Annotated in this window: 21 protein-coding genes; 6 read left to right on the top strand and 15 right to left on the bottom strand. The window is 63.9% G+C overall.

Annotated elements, in window-relative coordinates; genetic code table 11:
- Positions 1-39: 39 nt before the first annotated feature.
- Genes ACGYK2_RS12410 through ACGYK2_RS12420 form a run of 3 tightly spaced genes read left to right on the top strand, consistent with a single transcriptional unit; the run spans position 40 to position 3,241 of the window.
- Positions 40-1,113, top strand: a complete 1,074-nt coding sequence (locus tag ACGYK2_RS12410; RefSeq protein ID WP_271690311.1) for a serine hydrolase — start codon at positions 40-42, stop codon at positions 1,111-1,113.
- Between the two features lie 16 nt (positions 1,114-1,129).
- On the top strand, positions 1,130-2,266 hold the full coding sequence (locus tag ACGYK2_RS12415; protein WP_271690312.1) for an aminotransferase: 1,137 nt from the start codon (positions 1,130-1,132) through the stop codon (positions 2,264-2,266).
- 12 nt (positions 2,267-2,278) lie between these two features.
- Positions 2,279-3,241, top strand: a complete 963-nt coding sequence (locus ACGYK2_RS12420; protein WP_271690313.1) for a pyridoxal-phosphate dependent enzyme — start codon at positions 2,279-2,281, stop codon at positions 3,239-3,241.
- Positions 3,242-3,262: 21 nt separating this feature from the next.
- Here ACGYK2_RS12420 and ACGYK2_RS12425 read toward each other — a convergent pair whose 3' ends face one another.
- Positions 3,263-4,591, bottom strand: a complete 1,329-nt coding sequence (locus tag ACGYK2_RS12425) for a DUF2793 domain-containing protein (RefSeq protein WP_271690314.1) — start codon at positions 4,589-4,591, stop codon at positions 3,263-3,265.
- 244 nt (positions 4,592-4,835) lie between these two features.
- Here ACGYK2_RS12425 and ACGYK2_RS12430 point away from each other — a divergent pair, with 244 nt between their 5' ends.
- Both ACGYK2_RS12430 and ACGYK2_RS12435 read left to right on the top strand, forming a co-directional pair.
- The gene (locus tag ACGYK2_RS12430; protein ID WP_276154485.1) at positions 4,836-6,011 is read left to right on the top strand and encodes a nucleotide sugar dehydrogenase; all 1,176 of its coding nucleotides are present in this window, start codon (positions 4,836-4,838) and stop codon (positions 6,009-6,011) included.
- A gap of 34 nt (positions 6,012-6,045) precedes the next feature.
- Positions 6,046-7,074, top strand: coding sequence for a P1 family peptidase (locus ACGYK2_RS12435; RefSeq protein WP_271690316.1), 1,029 nt, complete (start codon positions 6,046-6,048; stop codon positions 7,072-7,074).
- On the opposite strand, the gene ureG is transcribed toward ACGYK2_RS12435, so the two are convergent.
- From ureG to ACGYK2_RS12485, 10 genes are all read right to left on the bottom strand, one after another.
- Entirely contained in the window at positions 7,071-7,715 is a 645-nt protein-coding gene (ureG, locus tag ACGYK2_RS12440; RefSeq protein ID WP_271690317.1) for an urease accessory protein UreG, read from the bottom strand. The genes ACGYK2_RS12435 and ureG overlap by 4 nt on opposite strands.
- A complete protein-coding gene (locus ACGYK2_RS12445; protein WP_271690344.1) occupies positions 7,712-8,359 on the bottom strand; it encodes an urease accessory protein UreF in 648 nt (215 codons plus the stop codon). Before ACGYK2_RS12445 ends, ureG begins: the two co-directional genes overlap by 4 nt.
- A complete protein-coding gene (ureE, locus tag ACGYK2_RS12450) occupies positions 8,352-8,858 on the bottom strand; it encodes an urease accessory protein UreE (RefSeq protein ID WP_271690318.1) in 507 nt (168 codons plus the stop codon). The genes ACGYK2_RS12445 and ureE overlap by 8 nt, the downstream gene beginning before the upstream one ends.
- A 10-nt stretch (positions 8,859-8,868) precedes the next feature.
- A complete protein-coding gene (ureC, locus tag ACGYK2_RS12455; protein ID WP_271690319.1) occupies positions 8,869-10,593 on the bottom strand; it encodes an urease subunit alpha in 1,725 nt (574 codons plus the stop codon).
- The gene (locus tag ACGYK2_RS12460; protein WP_271690320.1) at positions 10,593-10,898 is read right to left on the bottom strand and encodes an urease subunit beta; all 306 of its coding nucleotides are present in this window, start codon (positions 10,896-10,898) and stop codon (positions 10,593-10,595) included. The genes ureC and ACGYK2_RS12460 overlap by 1 nt, the downstream gene beginning before the upstream one ends.
- On the bottom strand, positions 10,895-11,092 hold the full coding sequence (locus ACGYK2_RS12465) for a hypothetical protein (protein ID WP_271690321.1): 198 nt from the start codon (positions 11,090-11,092) through the stop codon (positions 10,895-10,897). The genes ACGYK2_RS12460 and ACGYK2_RS12465 overlap by 4 nt, the downstream gene beginning before the upstream one ends.
- 8 nt (positions 11,093-11,100) lie before the next feature.
- Positions 11,101-11,403: an urease subunit gamma gene (locus tag ACGYK2_RS12470; RefSeq protein ID WP_271690322.1), complete on the bottom strand. Its 303-nt coding sequence runs from the start codon at positions 11,401-11,403 to the stop codon at positions 11,101-11,103.
- 1 nt (position 11,404) lies between these two features.
- Complete coding sequence (locus ACGYK2_RS12475) at positions 11,405-12,202, bottom strand: urease accessory protein UreD (protein ID WP_331618884.1); 798 nt, start codon at positions 12,200-12,202, stop codon at positions 11,405-11,407.
- Between the two features lie 250 nt (positions 12,203-12,452).
- Positions 12,453-13,433, bottom strand: coding sequence for a zinc-binding dehydrogenase (locus ACGYK2_RS12480; RefSeq protein ID WP_271690323.1), 981 nt, complete (start codon positions 13,431-13,433; stop codon positions 12,453-12,455).
- Positions 13,434-13,444: 11 nt separating this feature from the next.
- The gene (locus tag ACGYK2_RS12485; protein WP_271690324.1) at positions 13,445-14,056 is read right to left on the bottom strand and encodes a TetR/AcrR family transcriptional regulator; all 612 of its coding nucleotides are present in this window, start codon (positions 14,054-14,056) and stop codon (positions 13,445-13,447) included.
- A 177-nt stretch (positions 14,057-14,233) separates the two neighbouring features.
- Here ACGYK2_RS12485 and ACGYK2_RS12490 point away from each other — a divergent pair, with 177 nt between their 5' ends.
- A complete protein-coding gene (locus tag ACGYK2_RS12490; RefSeq protein ID WP_271690325.1) occupies positions 14,234-14,980 on the top strand; it encodes an SDR family oxidoreductase in 747 nt (248 codons plus the stop codon).
- Positions 14,981-14,984: 4 nt separating this feature from the next.
- Here ACGYK2_RS12490 and ACGYK2_RS12495 read toward each other — a convergent pair whose 3' ends face one another.
- From ACGYK2_RS12495 to ACGYK2_RS12510, 4 genes are all read right to left on the bottom strand, one after another.
- On the bottom strand, positions 14,985-16,433 hold the full coding sequence (locus tag ACGYK2_RS12495; RefSeq protein ID WP_271690326.1) for an FAD-binding oxidoreductase: 1,449 nt from the start codon (positions 16,431-16,433) through the stop codon (positions 14,985-14,987).
- A 12-nt stretch (positions 16,434-16,445) separates the two neighbouring features.
- Positions 16,446-18,152, bottom strand: a complete 1,707-nt coding sequence (locus ACGYK2_RS12500) for a thiamine pyrophosphate-binding protein (RefSeq protein WP_271690327.1) — start codon at positions 18,150-18,152, stop codon at positions 16,446-16,448.
- Between the two features lie 31 nt (positions 18,153-18,183).
- Positions 18,184-20,058: a TRAP transporter permease gene (locus ACGYK2_RS12505; protein ID WP_271690328.1), complete on the bottom strand. Its 1,875-nt coding sequence runs from the start codon at positions 20,056-20,058 to the stop codon at positions 18,184-18,186.
- A gap of 134 nt (positions 20,059-20,192) precedes the next feature.
- Positions 20,193-21,152: a TAXI family TRAP transporter solute-binding subunit gene (locus tag ACGYK2_RS12510; RefSeq protein WP_271690329.1), complete on the bottom strand. Its 960-nt coding sequence runs from the start codon at positions 21,150-21,152 to the stop codon at positions 20,193-20,195.
- Positions 21,153-21,265: the final 113 nt, after the last annotated feature.

The raw sequence follows: 21,265 nt of genomic DNA on the forward strand, positions 1-21,265 counted from the left end.
CCCTTGGGAAATGTTCGCCCGAAGCCCCGAGGAGCCCCCATGACATTCGCCGCCACCCCCGCCTTGCAAGCCGTCGTCGACCATGCGCAAGCGCATGAGACCGACTGGCCCCGCTCGATGTACCATGCCGATGGAGCCTATGTCGGCAACCGCGAGTGGAACGAAAGCGGCCCTTGGACCGAGATCGTGGGCCCCGTCAAACCGCGCGGCGGCCCTGCCGGGGTGATCCTGCACCGCGGCCAGCGCGTGGCCGATTGGGGTGATACGACACGCGCCGATATGACCTTCTCCATCGCCAAGAGCTACCTGTCGGTGCTGGCGGGGCTGGCGGTGAAGGACGGGCTGATCGATGACCTCGACGCGCCCGTGGGCGACAGCGTGCCGGGGCCGCATTTCGCGGGCGATCACAACGGACGCATCACTTGGCGGCATCTGCTGCAGATGAACAGCGAATGGCGGGGCGAGATTTTCGGCAAGGACGATCAGGTCGACCACTACCGCCAAATCGGCCCCGGCGCCGACAACAGCCGCAAGGGGCAGCTGCGCGCGGTCGGCGAACCGGGCAGCCACTATGAGTACAACGACGTGCGGGTGAACGCGCTGGCCTATGCGCTGATGATGCGCTTCCGCCGGCCCTTGCCCGAGGTGCTGCGCGAAAGGATCATTGATCCGATCGGGGCCTCCGCTGACTGGCGATGGGAGGGTTATTCGACCTCATGGGTCGAGGTGGATGGCACCCGGATGCAATCGGTCACCGGCGGCGGGCATTGGGGCGGCGGGCTTTTCATTTCTGCCGAGGATCACGCAAAATTCGGCCAGTTCATCTGCCAGAACGGCGCGTGGAACGGCGAACAAATTCTGCCCGTGGACTGGATGCAGCGGTCCCTGACGCCCACGCCGACGCTCGACAAATACGGCTTCCTGTGGTGGCTGAACCGCGGGGCGGAAGCCGATCCGAAACTGCCCGATACCGCCTTCAGCGCGCAGGGCGCGGGCGGCCATACGATCTGGATCGCGCCCGAGCAGGAAATCGTCGCGGTGATGCGCTGGCTCGCGCCGACCGCCACGCCGCAATTCCTCCGCCGGCTCTTCGCCGCGCTGACTGAGAGCTGACACGAAAGGAAAAACAATGCATATCAAGACCTTCGGCGTCGAGATGTGGATGAACGAATTCGAGAACCACTGCCGCTACAACCTCGCCGAGACCTGCGTGGACTCGATCACCTTGGGTGAGCTGATCGACATGGCGGGCGTCGACAATTCCGTGCTGGGCGAGTTGCGCGGCATGCGCATGGGCTATGGCGCGATCGAGGGCTCGGACCGGCTGCGCGACGCGGTGACGGGGCTCTACGAGACCCAGTCCCGCGAGAACGTGCTGACCACCCACGGCACCATCGGGGCCAATGCGCTGGTTCATCAGACGCTGGTTAGCCGCGGCGATCATGTCATCGCCATCGTGCCGACCTACCAGCAGCATTACTCGATCCCCGAAAGCATCGGCGCCGAGGTCGAACTGCTGCATCTGCGCCCCGAGAACGGCTTCCTGCCCGACCTTGACGAGCTGCGCGCGATGATGCGGCCCGACACGCGGATGATTGCCACCAACAACCCCAACAACCCGACCGGCGCGCTGATGGATCGCGCGATGCTGGCTGAGATTGCCGAGATCGCGCGCGGCAGCGGCGCATGGGTGCTCTGCGATGAGGTCTATCGCGGCACCGATCAGGCGGGGAACGGCTATACCGCCTCGATCTGCGATTTGTACGAGCGGGGCATCAGCACGGCGGGGATGTCCAAGGCCTATTCGCTGGCCGGGCTGCGCGTGGGCTGGGTCGCGGGGCCGAAGGCCCTGCTGGAAGACATCATGATCCACCGCGATTACAACACGATCTCCGTTGGGCGGATTGATGAGTATTTCGCGGCCCTCGCCCTCGAAAACCGCGCCCAGATCCTCGACCGCGCGCATCGGATCACCCGCGAGAACCTCGCGATCCTGTCGGATTGGGTCGAGGCCGAGCCGTTGATCTCATGGGTGAAGCCGCAAGCGGGCACCACGGCGCTGCTGAAATACGACCTGCCGCTGCCCTCCCGCGATTTCTGCACGCAGCTACTGGAGGAAGAGGGCGTCCTCTTCACCCCCGGCAGCGCCATGGACATGGAGGGCTGGCTGCGCATCGGTTTCGCCAATTCGACGGCGGACTTGCGCGACGGATTGGCGCGTGTCTCCGCTTTCCTCGCGCGTCACGGTGCAGCACAGTCAAGCTAGATGGAGCCCATCATGCCGTCAGCCTCAGACCTGATCGCCCAAAGCGCCGCGCGTTCCTGCGTGGTTCATCGCAAGATCGCGGGCGCGGTTTACCGCACCCCGGTGATCGCCTCCCGCTTGCCAATGGCAGAGGGCTCGCGGCTGTTCTACAAGACCGAGAACTTCCAACATACCGGGTCATTCAAACTGCGCGGCGCCAGTGCAAAGCTGACGACGGTGCCGCTCGACCGGCCTGTCATCACCGCATCCTCCGGCAACCACGGCATCGCCTGTTCGCTTGCGGCCCAGACCACGGGGCATGAGTTGATCGTGGTGCTGCCCGAAACCGTCGTCGCCAAGAAACGCAAGATCATCGAAAGCTACGGCACGAGGGTCGTGATCCATGGGGCCGATGCCTCGGTCTCAGAGCTGCATGCGCAGAGTTTGGCTGAGGGAGAGGGCTATACCTATATCTCACCCTACAACGATGCCGAGGTAATCGCGGGGCAGGGCACCGCCGCGCTGGAACTGCTCGACCAGATCGAAGGCATCGACAATGTCTTCGTCTCGATGGGCGGCGGTGGGCTGATCTCGGGCATGGGATCGGTGATCAAGGAATTCTCGCCGCAGACCCGCGTGATCGGTGTGAGTGCCGCGAATAGCTGCGCGCTGGCCGCGTCGATCAAAGCGGGCAAGATCGTCGAAACGGAACATCTCGACACGCTGGCCGATGGCGTGGCGGGCGGGGTCGATGCTGGCTCGATGACCCTGCCGCTCGCAAGCGCGGTGATTGACGAGATCGTCCATTGCGACGAGGATCAGATCGCCGAAGCGTTAAAAGTGTTGGCTTGGGAAGAGAACTTGCTGGTCGAAGGGGCCGCCGCTTTGGCGCTGGCGGCCTATCTGGCAGGGCCGCGGAACTACGCGGGCCAGACCTCTGTCGTTCTGCTATGCGGTGGCAATTATGAGGTCGAGCAGTTGCGCGGCATCATTTAACGGCCACCCGGCCATTTCCCCTCAGTCCATGTCGAACCGCAGGTCGACCCAGCGGCCTTCGGGAATATCCCGCGGCGCGCCGCCCGCCCAGCCGTCCTGCCAGATCACCTCGCGGGTGCGGATATCGAGCGTCCCCGCATCATAGCTGCACGCGACATGAACCAGCCGATTGCCATTCGCATCCTGCGGCGCTTCGATCTGCCAACCGCGGCTGGCGAGCGGCGGCACATTCGACAATCGGTAATGGCCAAGCCCGATCCGTTCGAACCCTGCACCCAAAGGCACCGCAGGCTCTTCACTGCCATCGCGGAACAGGCGCACGATCGGGCTGGCTTCCTTGATGAACCCATTGGCATCCACGGTCGTATTCGCGCCGGACCAAATGGGCTGCCACGCGCCCCATGTCCCCGTCGCCCGGACACGAAAGGCCAGACCCGGCGTGTCGATCCCCAAGGCGATCTGCCACAGATAGGCGCTCTGCCCGCCTAAGGTGCTATTGCCGCAGAGCAGGCCGAAGACCCCATTCAGGGCCGGGAAAGGGTTGGCCCCGGCAGGCGCCTGCGCATGGGCGCCGCCATAGCTTGAAAAACTGCCAGAAAGATCATGCGTGTCGAGGTCCGTCACCAGCGGCCCTGCGTCAGCGCCGATGCCGAAATCCCCGACCCGCAGCAAACGGCCTACGGTCGCATCACCCACGCCCTGTGTCAGCGCCGCGCCTGAAGCGATGCCGCTCGCTGCGTCAAAGGCCAGTGCGGTGGTCCAACTGCTGCCATCGGCGCTGACCTTGATGGCGAAATCATCCTGCCCCGCCGTGCCCATCTCGGCACGGCCAGACCAATCGGTTTGGAACAGCAGGCTCGCGGTATCGGCGGCGCTGGCCTTGTTGAGCTTTAGCTGATGCCCCGCCCCTTCGTGGGTAAACAGGCTCGCCGGGGAGGAGACCGACAAGCGATTGCCACTGTCATGATCCGTATTAACCCCCAGCCCGGGGAGGTTCGCCAGCTCGGGAGGCGCGACCTCGGTCCAAGCCCCAGCCCCCCAACGGTGCAGAATCCCGGTCGATTTATCTAAGGCGACCCAGCCGTCTTGCGGGGCGGTGAACTGCCAGGTCTCTCCGACCCACGCGGCGAGTTCACCGGGATGACCCGCCCAAACCTCTGTCGGCGCATCACCGAGGGCGTAAATCTCCCCCGCCTGCGGCAGGGCGGGCGGCGTGTTGGCGTCAAAGCCTTCGACTGCAAGCTGCACCAGAAGATCGAGCCGTTGCAGCGCTTCGTTATGGGTCACATGTTTTTGCGCCTGTGCGGGCATCAAATAGGGCAGGGATAGGCGCTCAGAGGTGTCGGGCATCGGGGCTCTCCGCGTTATGGGTCGCCTGAGACTGTGAGAAGGAAGTCTTGCCAGCCTGACAACCCACCGTTCGGGCCACGCGCAACAAGCGGCGGTTCTGCCACATCGCACGACACGGGCGAAAGGTTCGCGCTGCGGCCTTCACTTTCGCCAAACCGCCCTAACTCCCTGTCAGGCGGTGCCTTTTCAAAACGAAAGCCGCAGTTTAATATCACGCCACGCCGCGCAAGAAAGGCCCACGCTTATGTCCAAGACCAAGATCGCCGTTGTCGGTATCGGCTACGTCGGGCTTTCGAATGCGGTGCTGCTGGCGCAGCACAACAACGTGACGGCGGTCGATTTGAACGCAGAACGGGTGGCGCAGGTGAATGCCCGCCGCGCGCCAATCGTCGATCCTGAGATCGAGCAATATCTCGCGGAAAAGCCCCTCACCCTCGGGGCCACGACCGATGCCGAGGCGGCATATCGCAACGCTGATTATGTGCTCATCGCCACGCCGACCAACTATGACCCACGCACCAATGTCTTCGACACCTCCAGTGTTGAGGCGGTGGTGCGGGATGTCTTGGCGGTCACGAAAACGGCCACCATCGTCATCAAATCCACCGTCCCGGTGGGCTATACTGCGGGCCTCTCCGCCAAGGTGAACAGCGACCAAGTCATCTTCAGCCCGGAATTCCTGCGCGAGGGCCGCGCGCTCTACGACAACCTCCACCCCTCGCGCGTCGTCGTCGGCGAAGACAGCCCGCGGGCCCGGCGCTTTGCGGAATTGCTGGCCGAGGGGGCAATCGACGACGACATTCCCATGCTCTTTACCGGTGCGTCCGAGGCAGAGGCGGTCAAGCTCTTCGCCAATACCTTCCTTGCCATGCGGGTGGCCTATTTCAATGAGTTGGACAGCTACGCGTTGACCAATGGGTTGGACACGCGGCAGATCATTGACGGTGTCTGCCTCGACCCGCGCATCGGTGGGCATTACAATAACCCGTCCTTCGGCTATGGCGGTTACTGTTTGCCAAAGGATTCCAAGCAGTTGCTGGCCAATTACTCTGACGTCCCGCAAAACCTGATCAACGCCGTGGTCGAGGCAAACCGCACCCGCAAGGATTTCGTCTCGGAGCAGATTCTGGCGCTTGGCCCTCAGCGGGTGGGCATCTACCGGTTGGTGATGAAGGCCGGGTCGGACAATTTCCGGCAAAGCTCGGTCCAAGGCATCATGAAGCGGCTCAAGGCCAAGGGCATCGAGGTGATCGTTTATGAGCCCGTATTGCAAGAGGAACGCTTCTTCGGATCCGAAGTCACCCGCGATCTAGAGGCGTTCAAGACGCGCGTGGATGTGATCGTGGCCAACCGCAATCACCCAGATCTGGCAGATGTCCCCGACAAGGTCTTCACCCGCGATCTTTTCGGTGCGGATTGACGCACCAACGGCACCCCAAACTCTCGAAGGCAAAATGCGCAATACGATCGACAGCAAGAACTGGTGGACCCTGCCCACGGCGCCACAAAATACCATCTGCGATGTCGCGGGGGTGCGCGTGGGCAGCCAAGACCTACGCGGGGAGGGGCTTTGCTCCGGTGTGACGGCGGTTCTGCCGCATGAAGGTGATCTTTTCCGCAATCCTGTGCCTGCGGGCGTCGCCGTGTTGAACGGTTTCGGCAAAAGCGCGGGCCTGATACAACTGGCCGAACTGGGTCAGATCGAGACGCCGATCCTGCTCACCAACACCTTTGGCGTCGGCCCCTGTAGCACGGCACTGATCCGGCGGGCGATTGCAGAAAACCCCGAGATCGGGCGGGGCCTTTGCACGGTCAACCCGCTGGTTTTGGAATGCAACGACGGCACGGTGAACGACATTCAGGCGCTGGCGGTGACCGAGGATCACGCGCAGGCGGCGATTGCGGCTTGCGGGCCAGCGTTTGCGCAGGGCACCGTCGGGGCGGGCAGCGGGATGAAGACCTTTGGCTATGCCGGTGGCCTCGGCTCCGCCTCGCGACAGGTCACCCTGCCGGGCGGCGCGGGTTTCGACCTTGGCGCGCTGGTCCTGTCGAACTTCGGCCAGCAAAGCGCGCTGCGGGTCTTTGGCCAACAGCTGCCGCCGCCGGGGCAGGGCGATGCCCCCGACAAGGGCTCGATCATCGTCATACTGGCGACCGACGCGCCGATGGGGTCGCGGCAGTTGACCCGCATGGCCCGGCGCAGCGCCGCGGCCCTTGGCCGGTTGGGCAGCCACATCGGCCATCAAAGCGGCGACATCGCGCTGGCCTTTTCAACCGCCAACCGCATCACCCGTGGGGGGGCCGACACGCAGAGCGGCGAGCGGTTGAACGAAGACCGGATGGATGCCTTCTTTATCGCCGCGGTCGAAGCGGTTGAGGAGGCGATCCTCAACGCGCTTTGGCATGGCGTCCCGCACCGGGGCTATGATGGCAGCCTTTTGCCCGCCTTCCGCGACCGGATGGCCGAGGTCTATCGCGGTTAAGCCGCGCTCACCGGGTCCATTGGGGCGAGGTCGAGCCCCCCGACCTGCGCCAGATGCGCCAGCAGCGTGTCGATCCCCTCGCCGGACTTCAACGCACAGAAGACCGTCGGCAGGTCCGGGCGCATCCGCGCGCTGTCGCGCTGCATGACGTTGAGCGAGGCGCCGACATGGGGGGCAAGGTCGGTCTTGTTGATGACCAGAATGTCGGACTTGGTGATCGCCGGACCGCCCTTGCGGGGGATCTCCTCCCCCGCCGCCACATCGATCACATAGAGCGTCACATCCGCCAGTTCAGGGCTGAAGGTGGCCGACAGGTTGTCGCCGCCGCTTTCGATCAAGACCACTTCCACATCCGGGTGCCGCGAAACCATCTCCGCCACGGCGGCAAGGTTGATCGAGGCATCCTCGCGAATTGCCGTATGCGGGCAGCCGCCGGTCTCGACCCCGATGATCCGGTCTTGGGGCAGCACCTGCATGCGCATCAGCGCCTCGGCATCCTCTTGGGTGTAGATGTCATTGGTGATCACGCCGATCGACAGCCGATCACGCAGCGCGCGGCTGAGCGCGGCGGTCAGAGTGGTCTTGCCCGCGCCCACCGGGCCGCCGATGCCGACGCGCAAAGGGCCGTTGTTGCGTTTCATGTGCGGAAAATCCTTGAATATTGGGTTTCGTGTTTCATCGCAGCGATGTCGCTGAGAAAGGCGGTGGAGGAGAGATCGTCGAGCGTGCCGTCCTCTGCCGCTGCGGCGATCTCAAGACAGAGCGGCGCAAGGTCGCGGATGACGATCTGCCCCTCGGTCTGCCCCAAGGGGATAAGGCGCATGCCCGCGGTGGCGAGGTTGGTGGTGAAGGCGTGCAAGAACATCTCAAGCGTTTGGCGCAGCGGCAGCCCTTGCAGCCGTGCGGCGCGTCCGACGGCCACGGGATAGCAAAGCGGCGGCATGTCCTGCTGCCAGATCGCGGCGCTGGTGCGGGCAAAGGCTTCGCCCTGTAGCACGGTCTCTTTCAACCGCTCGGCAGAGGCGGCAAAGGCGCGGGCCTGCGCGTCGATCTCCGATGGGTCGTTGGCGCGGTACGCGGCTGCGAGGAACAGCGCATCCGCCTGACCCGACCCGTGCCGCAACACCGTGCGCAGCCAGCCGTCCAACGTTTCTTGGTCCGTCACATCCCCGTTCTGCACCGCCCATTCCAACCCATGGCTATAGGCGAAGGCCCCCACCGGGTAGGAGGGCGACAGCAACTGCACCAAGGTCAGAAGCGCGTCGGCCTGTAGGGTGTCAGCCATGCGCATGGTCATGCGGGTGGTCGTGATTGTGAACAGCGTGGTGGACATGGCCGTGGTCATGCCCATGGGTGCGCCCATGGCCATAGGCACCGCCTTCGGGGCGGAAGGGGCCGGTGATCTCTCGCGCGGTGGCACCGATCTGGCCGAGCATCTTGGCGATCACATGATCGCGCTGGATCACCAGCCGGTCGGCGTCGATTTGACAGGGGGTGTGGCGGTTGCCGATGTGCCACGCGATGCGCGGCAGGTCGGGGCCGGTCACCTCCAGCAGGGCTTCGTCGGCAGCCACAACTTCGACCAGACGCCCGTCGGCCAGCACGAAAGCATCGCCGTGGTCGAGCGAGGTGGTCTGCGCCAGATCGACCAGAAACGTCAGCCCGTCCGCCGTGGTCAGCACCTTGCGGCGCAGAAAGCGCCCGTCATAGGTCAGCTCGACCCGATCACTGGCATCGGACCACGCTCCGGCGCGGCGCATCTCTTGGCAAAGGATTGGGGTCATCTCGGTCTCTTCAAAACAGGAAATAGCGCTGCGCCATCGGCAGCACAGAGGCGGGTTCACAGGTCAGCAATTCACCATCCGCGCGCACCTCATAGGTCTCGGGGTTGACTTCGACCTCAGGCAGCGCGTCGTTCAACTTCAGATCGCGCTTGCCGATCTTACGGGTGTTGCGCACCGCAAGCGTCTGTTTGGCAAGGCCGAGGCTGCCGCCCACTCCCGCGGCCTCCGCCGCTTCGCTGACAAAGACCACGGCGGAATTTTCCACCGCCCGGCCATAGGCGCCGAACATGGGCCGCGAATAGACCGGCTGCGGCGTGGGGATCGAGGCGTTGGGGTCGCCCATCTGCGCGCAGACGATGCTGCCGCCGAGCAAGACCATCTCGGGCTTCACCCCGAAAAAGGCGGGGTTCCAGAGCACCAGATCGGCGCGCTTGCCCTCTTCGATGCTGCCGATATGGGTCGAGATGCCATGAGCGATGGCGGGGTTGATGGTGTATTTCGCAATGTAGCGGCGCACACGGAAATTGTCGTTGTCGCCCGTTTCCTCGGGCAGCCGCCCGCGCTGCTTTTTCATCTTGTTAGCGGTCTGCCATGTGCGGATCAAGACCTCTCCGACCCGGCCCATGGCCTGACTGTCGGAGGCGATGATCGAGAACGCCCCCATGTCATGCAGGATGTCTTCGGCGGCGATGGTCTCTCGCCGGATGCGGCTTTCGGCAAAGGCCACATCCTCGGGGATCGATTTGTCGAGGTGGTGACACACCATGAGCATATCCAGATGCTCTTCCAACGTGTTGACCGTGAAGGGCCGCGTGGGGTTGGTCGAGGAGGGCAGCACATGCTCTTCGCCGCAGATCTTGATGATATCTGGCGCATGGCCCCCGCCCGCGCCTTCGGTGTGGAAGGCATGGATCGTGCGGCCTTTCATGGCTTTTACGGTATGTTCGACAAAGCCGCTTTCGTTCAGCGTGTCGGTGTGGATCATCACCTGCACGTCCATCGCATCGGCCACGCCAAGGCAGCAGTCGATGGCCGCCGGGGTGGTGCCCCAATCCTCATGCAGTTTCAGCGCGCAGGCGCCCGCGTTGATCTGCTCTTCCAGTGCTGCGGGTTGCGAGGCGTTGCCTTTCCCCGCGAAGGCAAGGTTCATCGGAAAGGCGTCGGCGGCCTGCATCATGCGCCCGATATGCCAGCCGCCCGGCGTGCAGGTGGTGGCCAAAGTGCCATGCGCAGGGCCAGTGCCGCCGCCGAGCATGGTGGTCAGCCCCGAATGCAGCGCGTCTTCGATCTGTTGCGGGCAGATGAAATGGATATGGCTATCAAACCCCCCGGCGGTGAGGATGCGCCCCTCGCCCGCGATCACCTCGGTCCCCGGCCCGATGATGATATCGACCCCCGGCTGCGTGTCGGGGTTGCCTGCCTTGCCAATCTTGGCAATGCGCCCGTCTTTCAGGCCGACATCAGCCTTGTAGATGCCGGTATGATCGACGATCAGCGCATTGGTGATGACCGTGTCGACGGCCCCGCCCGCGCGGGTGACCTGCGACTGGCCCATGCCGTCGCGGATCACCTTGCCGCCGCCGAACTTGACCTCTTCGCCATAGGCCCGGCCCTCGCCGGTGGTCAGGTCACGTTCGACTTCGATAATAAGGTCCGTATCGGCCAGCCGCACCCGGTCGCCCACCGTGGGGCCGAACATGGCGGCATAGTCACCGCGTTTGATCTGTGCAGGCATCAGAGGTCTCCCATCACCGCGCTGTTAAAGCCAAAGACCCGCCGCGCCCCGTCGATCGGGATGAGCGCGACCTCGCGCCGTTGGCCGGGCTCGAAACGCACCGCAGTCCCCGCCGCGATGTCGAGGCGCAGGCCCCGCGCGGCGGCGCGGTCGAACTCAAGCGCGGGGTTGCTCTCGGCAAAATGGTAGTGGCTGCCGACCTGCACCGGGCGGTCGCCGGTATTGGCGACCATCAGCGTGATCGCCGTGCTGTCGGCATTGAGGGTCAACAGGCCCTCCGCCGGAATGATCTCTCCCGGGATCATGCTTTGGCGGTCTTCAGACGCCGCAGGACGAGGATCCCCCCCGACAGCGCAAAGGCCGCGGCGGCGATCAGGTAGACGGCGAGCGATCCGTCGCCCTCTCCGCCATGGCTGTGGGGGAGCGGCGCGCTATGGGCGAAGGCCGCCATGGCGAGCGACATAAGCGGCAGGGCAAGAAGGGGGGAAAAACGCGGCATGGGATATCCTATCTGATGGGGTTGTGCACGGTGACCAATTTGGTCCCGTCGGGAAAAGTGGCTTCGACCTGCACCTCGGAGATCATCTCGGCCACCCCCTCCATACAGTCGTCGCGGGTGATGACATGGGCGCCCGCCTGCATCAGATCGGCCACGCTGCGGCCATCCCGCGCGCCTTCGACCACGGTGTCGGTGATGAGGGCGATGGCCTCGGGGTGGTTCAGCTTGACCCCCCGCGCAAGGCGCTTGCGGGCGACCTCGGCGGCCATGGAGATCAGCAGTTTGTCTTTTTCTCGCGGGGTCAGTTGCACGTCAGGTCATCCATGATCGGGGAAGGGTGTCACCGCTCAACGCGCCCAAGATCGGGACGAGCGATTGGCGAAGGTCGAAACTATCTGCGGCGAGGATCCGGGCGACCAGCAGGTCAGGACCGATGAGGCTGGCCCCGGCGCTGTTGGGCAATTGGGCGCGGAGCCGGGGCAGCCGCGCTTCGGCATCGGGGGCCACATAGATCAGCGTGGCAAGGGCACCGGCCCCCGCCGCGATATGAGGGGCCGCCAGATGGGCGGTGACATCGCCGCTGAGTGTCATCGCATCGTGAAAAAGCGGCTGGCCCGCGCGGTTGACCTCGATCCGGTCGCGGAAATAAGCATGACGCAGCGCTTCACCCATAGCGGCGCGGCCAAAGACCAGCGGCTCCACCAGCAGGAGAGAGGCGTCTTGCGCCAGGTCGACCGTCAGATGCCGCCGCAGGGCGCATCCGTCGTAGAGAATGGACTCTTGCGGCAGCCAATGCAGCGTCGCGCCGGAGTCGACGGTAAGGGTGTTGCGCAGCGCCGCCACTTGCCCCGGTTGCGCGCGATAGGCGCGTTCGGCGGCCTGCGTGGTGAGGCTGAGCGCCGCTTGCGCCTCGGCGCGGGCGTTCAGGGTAAAACTATCGCCGCCGGTGATGCCGCCTGCGGTATTGATGACGATGGTCTGCAACAGCGCGGGATCGGGGCGGGGGAAGAGCAGCTTCATCGCGCCCGACTGGCGCAATTCGCCGATTGTCGACCCGCCCCGCGCAGCCTTGGCCGAGACCATCGCAGCACCAAGGGCGCGTGGCTGCACCGGGGTCGCTTGGGGGCTGTTTATGCTGCTGTCGATGAGAATGAGGAACGCTCCGCCCGGTAAAGTCTGATGATTTTTTAATCACCATAGAGACGGGGGAGTGTCATCGCCGAGGCGGTTCAGAGCCGCCTGCGCGGCGGGTTTGCTTGAAAAATGGGCGGCAAATCGCGGTGCTGTCCGAAACTTGGGCATTCCGCGCATGGGGCGGCGGCCCCGGGGAGGGAGGGCCGCCGCTGTCGTCAAATCCCGATCACGGGCGGAGCATGACCTTGCCGCCACGGCCCGTGGTCAGCGCGGCTTTCATCGCCTCGGTCACCTCGGCCAGCGGGTAGATGCCGCCGGTGTCGAGGGGCAGTTGGCCCTTCGCGGCCAGTTGCACCAATTCGCCAATCAGGCGGCCCCGCGTCTCAGCCGCCATCTCGCCGCTCACGCGCGAGCCCCAGAAGCCTTTGACGGTGATGTGCTTCATGATCAATTCGCCCGAAGACATGGTGAGCGGCTGGCCCGTCGCCGTGCCGAAGACGATCAGCTCACCGTCCTTGCCTAGCAGTTCGACCAGTTGGCCGCCCAACTCGCCGCCGACGGAATCGATGGCCGAGACCGCGCCGTCTTTGCCGATCAACTCACGCGCTTTGCTTTGCCAATCCGCATCTTCGGTGGAGAGGACATGTTCCGCGCCGGTGTCGCGCATCTCTTCGGCGGCGCCTTCGCGGCGGACGAGGTTCAGCAGGTTGACGCCGCGCGCCTTGGCCAGACCGACCATGATCTTGCCGACCGCGCCATTGGCGGCGGTTTGGATCAGCCAATCGCCTTCGCCGACCTTGAGGGTCTCCAACAAAGACAGGGCGCTGAAGGGCATGGCAATCAACTGCGCGCCCGCTTCGTCCGAGATCGCCTCGGGCAGGGGCAGCAGGCCCGCGGCAGGGGCGGTGAAATACTCGGCCCATGCGCCGTGGAAGCCAGCCGCGGTGACGCGTTTGCCGATCAGCGCCTCATCAACGCCTTCGCCCACGGCCTCGACGATGCCAAGCGCTTCGGAGCCGCCGATGGCGCCGGGCAGTTCGGGCTTGTAGCCATAGTTACCGCGCACGGTCCAAAGGTCGTGGTTGTGGATGGGCGAGAGCACCATGCGCAGCAGCGCTTCGCCTGCGGCGGGCGCGGGCTTGTCGGTTTCGCGGGTGGTCAGAACCTCGGCGGGCTCGCCGAATGTGTCGTGGATGGCAGCGAACATGCTGTTTCCTTTCAGGTTGGGAATTGGCCCCCGGTGAGGGAGAGTTGGGCAGAGGTTTCAGCGCGCGCCATGCGCAGGGGCGCATCGCTGCGTGCCAGTTTGGCCAGCACCGCAGCGCCGAGCCATTTGGCATAGAGCATGCGGGCTGTGGTCTCGGGGTCTTCGAGCACCCGGACGGTCCCATCCTCTGCGCCTTGGCGCAGCAATTGGGCAATCCGGGCGACCAAAGCATCGACACCCTGATCGAGCGTTTCGCGCATCGTTTCCGACAGGTCGGCAACTTCGGATCCGAGTTTCACCACCAAACAGGCGCTGGCGATCCCCGGGGCGCTGGATTGGCTGAGCCATGCATCCCAGAAACTGTCGAGCTTATCGCCTGCCGTTCCCGGGGCCGCGATCAGCGCATCGACACGGTCGAGATAGGCCTCGACGTAATCTGCCAACATCGTGGTGCCAAAAGCCTCTTTCGACGCGAAGTAATAGTAGAACGAGCCCTTGGGCACGCCGCTTTCGCTCAGAATGCGCGACAGGCCAACGCCAGAGAACCCGTGCCGCAACACGAGGCTGCGCCCTATGTCCAAAATGCGTTGCCGCGTCTGATCCGATTTCTTTGCCTCTGTCATACCGGGGCATCTAAGGAATAATAGACCGGTCGTCTAGTGCGCTCGCGCGAATGTGAGACAGCCAAGTTGAACGAGGCGCCAAACCAGAAAATAGCGAAAAAACCTATTCTTGCGCGATCATATATATTAGATTCCACACAACGGCCCGGAGGGCGATGACAGGGATGGAATGAGAAGATGGATCAAAAGATTGCTCTGATAACAGGGGCCGGAAGCGGGGTGGGCCTTGCCTGTGCGCAGCGTTTGGCGAAGGACGGTTTCACCCTCGTGCTGACGGGGCGGCAGCAGGATAAGATCGACGCGGCCTGCGCGACGCTCGACGGGCAGGGGCATATCGCCGTGGCCGCCGATGTTGGGATCGAGGCGGAGGTCGATGCGCTTTTCGAGCGGGTGGAGACGACCTTTGGGCGGCTGGATTTGCTGTTCAACAATGCCGGGCGCAATGGCTCGGCAGTTGAGGTAGACGGCTTAAGCGTGGCGGAGTGGAACGACATCGTCGCGACCAATCTGACCGGGTCATTCCTCTGCGCCCGCGCGGCTTTCGCCCTGATGAAACGGCAGAGCCCCAAGGGCGGGCGGATCATCAACAACGGTTCAATCAGCGCTCATGTGCCGCGCCCTCTGTCGGTGCCCTATACGGCGACGAAACACGCGATCACCGGGTTGACCCGCGCGCTGTCGCTCGACGGGCGGGCGCATGACATCGCCTGCGGGCAGATCGACATCGGCAACGCGGCGAGCGAGATGACCGAGCGGATGAAGGAGGGCATTCTGCAACCCAACGGCAGCCGCATGTCCGAGCCGCGCATGGATGTGAACGACGTGGCCGAAACGCTGTCATATATGGCGAAGCTGTCGCTCGACTCCAACGCCATGTTCGTCACCGTGATGGCTACTAAAATGCCCTTCGCGGGGCGCGGTTAAATGGTCAAAGCACCTTGCCCGGGTTCATCAAATGGCCCGGGTCGAGGGTGGCCTTAATCTGCGCCATTAACTCCAGCGCGACCGGGTCCTTATACCGGCGCAGCTCGGCGCGTTTGAAGGTGCCGATGCCATGTTCCGCCGAGAAAGAGCCGCCCATCTGGTGCACGATATCATGCACGATCCGGTTGAAGGCCCCGTATTCGGCAAGGAACGCCGCATCCGCCATATCCACCGGGCGCGACAGGTTGAAATGCAGGTTGCCGTCGCCGAAATGGCCAAAGGGGCAAGGGCGCAGCCCGGGCATGTGATCCATACAGGCTTGGGTCGCCTCGCGGATGAAATCCGCCACGCGCGACACCGGGACCGAAACGTCATGTTTGATCGACGCGCCTTCGGGTTTCTGGGCCTCTGACAGGTTCTCTCGCAGCGCCCAAAGCGCGTCTTTCTGCGCCTCCGAGGCGCCGATCACGGCGTCGATGATCTCCTCCGCCTCGAAAGCCGCTTCCAATGCGGTTTCCAGCCGGGCGTCGAGGTCTGTCGGCGCGCCATTGCCGGTGAGTTCGATCAGGCAATAGGCGGGATGCGCCTCGGCCATCGGATCGCTACAGCCGGGCGCGTGGTCGATCACCATTTGCAGGCCCAGCCGGTCGATATACTCGAATGTCGAAAGCGTGTCAGCGGTCTGGCCGCGCATCCGCGCATAGAGCGCGAGCGCCGGATCGGGGCCGGTGCAGGCCACCAGCGCGGTGGCCCGGGCGGTGGGTTTGGGAAAGAGTTTGATCACCGCCGCCGTGATGATGCCAAGCGTGCCTTCGGCGCCGATAAAGAGGTGTTTGAGGTCAAAACCGGTGTTGTTTTTCCGCAGGCCGTTCAGGTCATTCAGCACCCGGCCATCTGGCAGCACCGCTTCGATCCCCAGCACGAGGTCACGGGTATTGCCATAGCGCAGCACCGCCGTCCCGCCCGCGTTGGTCGAAAGGTTGCCGCCGATCTGGCAGGACCCTTCAGAGGCGAGCGAGAGCGGGAAGAGCGCATCGACCTCATCTGCCGCAGCTTGGATATTGGCGAGGATGCAGCCTGCCTCAACCGTCATCGTGGCATTGGTCGGATCGATCGCGCGGATACGGTTCAGCCGGTCTGATGTGAGGATAATGCCGCCATCGGGCACGCCGCCGCCTGCAAGACCGGTGTTGCCGCCTTGCGGTGTGACCGGCACTTCGGCTGCGTGGCACAGACGCATGCAGGCAGCGACCTCCTCGGTTGAACCGGGGCGGATCAGCGCCAGCGCCGTGCCGCGCCGCAGCCCGCGGTCTTCGATCAGCCGCGCGTCGAAATCCTTGGCGTCGGTCACCACATGGGCAGGGCCGATGGCATCGCGCAGCGCATCGAGCAAGGCGGCGTGGTCTTGCGCGTCCGTATCATCTGCGCGGCGCGGCGCGGTCAGGGTCGTCATCTGGGTCATCCTTCAGCGCTGGTCGGCGTCGACTTTTTTCTGGGCCGCCGCGCGCAGCTTGCTGATCGTGGTGCGGGTCGAGATCTGCTCGGGGTCGGTTACCAGTTCGATCAGCGCGGGACGTCCACTCTCGCGGGCGCGGGTGAAGGCGGCGGCGAAATCCTCGGTCTTGGTCACCCGTTCGGCATGGGCGCCCAGACCTTCGGCCATCTTCACGAAGTCTTGGTTCTGCAAGGTGGTGCCCGAGATGCGTTCGGGGTGGTCGCGTTCCTGATGCATGCGGATGGTGCCGTAGATGCCGTTGTTGAACAGCAACACGATGGGCCGCCCGCCATATTGCGCGGCGGTGGCGAGTTCGTTGCCGCTCATCATAAAGCCGCCATCACCGACGAAGGAGAGCGTCAGCCGTTCAGGGTCTGCAATCGACGCGGCCACGGCAGCAGGCACGGAATAGCCCATCGCGCCACAGGTGGAGCCGACGATTCGGCCCGGACGCCCAAAGCGCAGGAACCGCTGCGCCCAGCCGGTGTGGTTGCCCGCGTCGAGCGTGACCACCACGTCGTTGGGCAGCTCATCGCGCAGTTGCGCAAGGGCCACCCCCATGTCGAGATCCCATTCCCCGCCATTGGGCGCTTCGGTATCGGTGAGGTAGTCGGCATGCAGCTTGTCGCACCAATCGCCCCATGCCTCTGCCCGGCCCAGATCGACGCCGTCCAAGGCAGCGGCCACAGCGACGGGCGCTGCCGCAATGCCCAAATCCGGCGAATAGACGCGGCCAATCTCATCCGCCTCGGGATAGAGATGCACCAGACGGGTCTCGGGGTTGGGCGATTGCATGGTGGTATAGGTCTTGGTCGTCATCTCACCCAAACGCGCACCGATCACAATGAGCAAATCCGCCTCACGTTGATGTGCGTAGAGGCTGGGCGCGGTAGAGGTGCCGAAATCGCCTGCATAGACCGGCGAGAGGTTGTTCACGATGTCCTGCCGCCGGAAAGAGGTGGTAACGGGGATCTTGTTGGCTTCGGCAAAGCGGGTGATGGCCGCCGCACTCTCATCCGACCAGCCGGAGCCGCCGAGCAGCAGGAGGGGCCGTTCGGCCTGCGCGATCTCGGTCTTGAGCATATCGAGGCTATCGGGCGACAGGCCGGCATGGGTGGCCGTATAGGGCCGCGCATCGGCCACGGAAACCACCTCGGTCAGCATGTCTTCGGGCAGGGAGATCACCACCGGGCCGGGGCGGCCCGAGGTCGCCACGCGGAAGGCGCGGGCCATATATTCCGGCACCCGCGCCGGGTCATCGATCTGGGTGGCCCATTTGGCGATGGGGCCGAACATGGCGCGGTAATCGACCTCCTGGAAGGCTTCGCGGTCGGTCGTGTCCCGGGCGATCTGTCCCACGAGCAGGATCATCGGCGTGCTGTCTTGCTGCGCGATATGCACCCCGATGGCCGCGTGGCAGGCGCCGGGGCCGCGGGTGACCATGCAGATGCCGGGCTTGCCGGTGAGCTTGCCATAGGTCTCGGCCATATTCGCGGCCCCGGCTTCGTGCCGCGCGTTGATCAGGTTGAAACGGTCCTGCACGTCATGCAGCGCGTCCAGCACCTCAAGGTAGCTTTCGCCGGGCACGCAATAGGCGGTGTCGGCGCCGTGGATCAAAAGCTGATCCACAAGGACCTGTCCGCCGGTCCGCGCCTTGAGGGAAGTTTTTTGCAGCATGGAGAAGGCTCCGTTTCGTTCGTTCAAAGAGTTAAGTATGTGTGGCCGCTTGGCTCTCGGGGCTGGGGTTCCTGGCCTTTTGGAAGGCCAGGATAACGCCCGCGATGACCAGCCCCGAGGCGGTGAGCCGCAGATCGGGATAGATCAGCAAGAGCGACGCCGCGAAAAGCACCACCGACAGCACGTTGGACAGTCTGCCAAAGTAGTAGCGTTGCAGGGCGGCGGCCAGCAAGATGACGCCAATGGTGGCCTGCAACAGGACCAAGGTGATCTGGGTGGCCGAACCCTGCATCAGGATCGCCGGTTCATAGACGAACATGAAGGGCACGATAAAGCCGGTGGCCCCGAGTTTCACCGCGGCCCAGCTCGCCTCCACGATTTTGGCGTGGGACAGGGTGTTGGCCGCATAGACCGCCATGGCGACGGGGGGTGTGATGGCCGACAGGATGGCGAAGTAGAACACGAAGAGATGCGCCGCTTCGACCTGCACGCCCAGTTTCACCAGTGCCGGCACCAGCAGGGCGACCTGCACGATATAGGCCGGTGTGGTCGGCATCCCCATGCCAAGGATGATGCCCGCAATCATCGACAGGAAGAGCGCGATGACCAGCGTGTCTTGGGCCGCTTCGATCACGAAGTTCGAGAAGGTCAGGCCAAGGCCGGTGATGTCGATCACGCCGACGACGATGCCCGCACAGGCACAGGCTGCGGCAATCGCCAGCACGTTGCGTGCGCCGCCTTCGAGCGCTTCGAGGATGTTGTCGACGGTGACGTAATGCCGTGTCGTCTTGCGCAGCGCCGCGACGGGCACGACCGAGACGATACCGCAAAGCGCCGCATAGGGGGCCGAATAGCCCAGCATCAGCACGCCCACGATGATCGTCAGCGGCAGGAACAGGTGGCCGCGTTCAAGCAGCACGGTTTTCAGCGGTACTTGATCCTCTTTCGGGACCGACCCGATGCCCTTGCGCTTGGCCTCGAAATGGACCGCGGCGAAAAGGGCCACATAGAACAGGATCGCGGGCGCCAGCGCGTATTTCGCAACCGTGAGGTATCCGACGCCGAGGTATTCGGCCATGACAAAGGCCGCAGCCCCCATGACGGGCGGCATAATCTGCCCCCCGGTCGAGGCCACGGCTTCGACCGCGCCGGAGAAGGCGGGTTTAAATCCCATGCGTTTCATCAGCGGGATAGAGAAGGTGCCCGTCGTCATCACATTGGCCACGGCAGAGCCGGACACCGACCCGAAGAGGCCCGAGGTCACACAGGCCACCTTGGCCGGACCGCCGACCTGCCGCCCCGTAAGCGCCACCGCGAAATCCATGAAGAGCTGGCCCACGCCCATCCGCTCGACCAAGGAACCGAAGAGGATGAAAAGCACCATATAGGTCGCGGAAACCGCGATCGGGATGCCGAAGATGCCTTCGGGCGTCATGAACAACTGCTCAAGGATCACCGAGGGCAGGGTCGAGGTGAAGGCGAGGCCGTAGCCGAGGAACAAAAGTGCCGTGATCGGCAGCATCGGCCCCAGCATCCGGCGCGTGGCTTCCAATAGCAGAGCCACAAGCGTGATCCCCACCACGATGTCCATCGGCATTAGCGGATCGACGTAGAGGAAGCGCTGCGTGATGTAATTAAGGTTAAAGGAAGGATAGAGCGCAGCACCCGCCGCGAAAAGCCCGATGACCACATCATACCAACTGGGCACATCATTGCGCAGACCCTTGCGGTTCACCGTCAAGAAAATCAGCAGAAGCGCCAGAGCGACGTGTACGCCGCGCATAATATAGGGGTTGGGCGGGCCGACGAAGGCGACATAGAGATGCCACACAGCCATGCCGATCAGGATCAGCCTTGCTATGCGGGTAATCAGGGGCATCTTGTCCAGAAAGATCGACAGTTGCATGGGGGTTCTCTCGTCTAGAGTGGAAGGCGGCCTCTGTGTGTCAGCGCGCGGAATGCACGGGGCGCAGGGACCTTATGGATGTGGGCCGGACGAAGCGCTTGGCTCCGACCGACCCGTTTCGTGTCGGAAGGGAATTACATCCCCGAGACGCCACGCTCTGCGTAGAACTCTTTCGCGGCGGGGTGGAAGGGCACGCCGATGTCGGTGGCCATTTCCTCAACCGTCAGGTTCGCCATGGATTTGCTGATCGCGGCGAAGCTGTCGTTGTTGTCGGCAATCGCGGCGAGCACGGATTTGACGATCTCACCGTCATAGTCGCAGGGCGCGACCATATGGGTGTCATAGCTGATCGCATGCACGGTCTCATCGAAACCGGGGTAGGCGCCCGCCTTGACTTCGCGGCGCTGGAAGGCGGCGTTCTTGTCTTTGAAGTGGGCAAAGGTCTCTTCATCCACGTCGATCAGGCGGATTTTGCGCGAGGATGCCAGATCCATCACCGAGCCGGTTGGCAGGGACGACCCCAGTGTGAAGAAATCGGCCTGACCGTCTTTCATCTGCGAGGCGGAGTCGGAGTAGGACGTGTTGGCGACGCTGTCGAGGTCGTCAAAGGTCATGTCGGCAGTCGACAAAAGCTCGCGCGTCAGGAATTCGCCGGTGTTGCCAAGCTGCTGCGTGGTCAGGCGTTTGCCCTTCATGTCGGCGATTGTCTTGATGCCCGAATCTTCAAGCGCGACGATCTGGAAATACTGCGGATAAAGAATGCCAAGGTTGCAGACATTGGTCGTGGCCTTGCGGAACGGCTCTTTGCCCGAAAGGCTGTCCACGGTCGAGATCGAGTTGGCGAAGGCGATGCCGAAGCGGCCCGCATCCACGCCGACCACATTCGACACGCCCGCGCCCGGCGTGACAGTAATGTCCATGTCGGGGTTCTCACGCTCTACAATCGCCTTGATCGCGCCGCCCACCGGATACCACGACCCGCCCTGCTGGCCGGTCGCCATGACAAAGCTCTGCGCATGGGCGGCGGCGCCTGCGACGGCGAAAAGGATGGTGGCCGCTGTGGTGCGACGGATCGATTTGAAGATGGGTGACATAGAAACTCCTCCCGAGTTTTGACTGTGTGTCGGCAGCTACTGGATGGGTTCCGGGCTCCCCCCTGACATCCTCTTGCCGTGATCCGCAGACTGCGGGGGAATCTCTAGCCTGT

It is taken from the genome of Sulfitobacter sp. 1A10359, from assembly GCF_043558145.1.
GTDB lineage: Bacteria > Pseudomonadota > Alphaproteobacteria > Rhodobacterales > Rhodobacteraceae > Sulfitobacter > Sulfitobacter faviae.